The sequence below is a fragment of the Corynebacterium sp. UMB9976 genome, assembly GCF_030212265.1.
GTDB lineage: Bacteria > Actinomycetota > Actinomycetes > Mycobacteriales > Mycobacteriaceae > Corynebacterium.
On the sequence record NZ_JASODY010000043.1, the window covers coordinates 1 to 1,908 of the forward strand.

Sequence of the window (1,908 nt, forward strand, 5' to 3'; positions counted from 1 at the left end):
ATGCAATATCGGAATCAGACCCTTGAACCCCTCACCGCCTAGAATTAAACCAGTCCAACTTTCGGGGGCTAGTTCAATAAACGGTAGGGGGTTGGAACGCCCTAGTGGTGGAAGCGAACCTCGATCTCGGAGTGGCCCACGGCGATGACGTCCCCGTCGGCGAGCAGCCAGTTCTCGATCGGAGTGCCGTTGACGGACGTACCGTTCGTGGACTGCAGATCGGTGAGGACGGCGTCGTAACCATCCCAGGTGATCTCCGCGTGCTGACGGGACACGCCCGTGTCCGGGATGCGCAGGTCGACGGTCTTGCCGCGGCCGATGAGGTTGCTGCCTTCGACCAGGTCGTAGCGGCGGTCGCTGCCGTCCCGCAGGGTGAGGGTGACGGTCAATTGCTCGGCTTCCGGCCGGGGTTCGCCCGTCCCACCGCGGACGGGGGCCTCCTCATTCGCTGCGTGGGTGATCACCGTGGTTCCGGGGTAGCTGTGCTCCGGGTCGACGGCTCCGTCCTGGTCCTCGCCGGCCGGTGCGGCCGCGTCCTCCTGGACGGCCGGTCCGTCCTGCTCAGCGGCGGAATAGCTAGCGTCCTCGGTGCCCGTATCCTGCCCACCGTCGACGGACTGGGCGGGGGACTGGGAAGTGCCGGGGTGGCTCGAATCGGAGTACTCCGCGCCGTAGCCCGTGCCCGGGCTGGGGCGGACGACCGAACCCAGGCCCGCGCCCGCGGTCCCCGTCTGCGCGGGGAAGGAATCGCTATCAGCGTCATAAGCCTGGGCCTCGACCTCGCGCACCTGGCTGGGGTCCTCCGGCCACTCGCGTTCACCGGGGGCGACGTCCTCGTCTGGAAGGGAGGAAGAATCAGCGGAGCCGGAAGATTCAGCGGCGTCGGCGCCTGCATTCTCGTCCTCGGCGGGGGAGTAGCTCTCGGGGATCTTGAAACGGGAATCGGCCTTCAGCTGGCCCGTGTGCAGGTCCTCCTCGACCCGAAGATCGACCGTGACCTGGTTATTCGTTGTCCATCCCTCGTTGCGGATGAAACGGCCCAGGCGGGCGGAAAGGTCGCGGACCAGCGTGGGGTGGCTCTCCTTCAGGGAGTCGTAATCACGCTGGGAAATCGAGACGATGAAGAAGCTCGGGGCAAGCCGGTTGCCCTCGCTATCCACCATCACGGAGTCCTCGGCCTGCTGCTTCAGCATCTCGTCGATCTCGGTCGGGACAACTTCGCCACCGAATACCCGCGCGAAGCTGTTATCCAGGCCCCGCTGTAGTGCGCTATCCAGTTTGCGAAATTTTCCGAAAAGATCCATCGATATTTTCCTTCCTTGGACGTCTAGGCCGTCTAACCAGAAAGGCCGCGATGGGTGAATCGCTTTAGCCTCGTGGTGTTTCGCTCGTGGTGAGGGGCAGGTCGCGCTGTGCAACGCGCCGCCGCAACGGGATAGACGTACACATGTTGAACGGCCATTATACGGGGATAACTAGGTGGGTCCGGGTTAGTGCAGGTCACGCGGTAATTTTGTTGTGGTCTATAGCTCGTGATACGCTTCATCCTGTTGCAAACGCACCCGGCGTTAAGCCCACGCTTTGCACCCATGCGTACCAAGCCTCATCGCTTGGAGCGGATGAAGCCACGGGCGAGTGGCGGAATTGGCAGACGCGCTGGCTTCAGGTGCCAGTGTCCTTTACGGACGTGGGGGTTCAAGTCCCCCTTCGCCCACAATAGCGACCTTGGGTCGCAGGAACCGGTGGTTCACCTTTGACAGGTGGCCACCGGTTTTTCTTTGTGCCCGGCTGGGCCCGCCGGTGGGGGCTCCTAAGATATGGGCATGAGTTCTGGGTTAAGGGTCAAAAAGTGTGTCTGGCCCGGCGTGTCGTGGGGGTTAGATTTGGCCTTTTTGGATGCCGATTGAG

General features: G+C 62.9%; 1 protein-coding gene and 1 tRNA gene. One reads left to right on the plus strand and one right to left on the minus strand.

Features of this window, described 5'->3' with window-relative positions:
- Positions 1–101 precede the first annotated feature (101 nt).
- Positions 102–1,304, minus strand: a complete 1,203-nt coding sequence (locus QP140_RS09685) for an FhaA domain-containing protein (protein WP_284759449.1) — start codon at positions 1,302–1,304, stop codon at positions 102–104.
- Between the two features lie 325 nt (positions 1,305–1,629).
- Between QP140_RS09685 and QP140_RS09690 the strand changes: the two genes are divergently transcribed.
- Positions 1,630–1,714: transfer RNA gene (locus QP140_RS09690), tRNA-Leu, on the plus strand.
- The last annotated feature ends 194 nt before the right edge of the window (positions 1,715–1,908 follow it).

Excerpts from the sequence above, each read along its gene's own strand:
- QP140_RS09685 (WP_284759449.1), bottom strand. The coding sequence starts at position 1,304 with ATGGATCTTTTCGGAAAATTTCGCAAACTGGATAGCGCACTACAGCGG.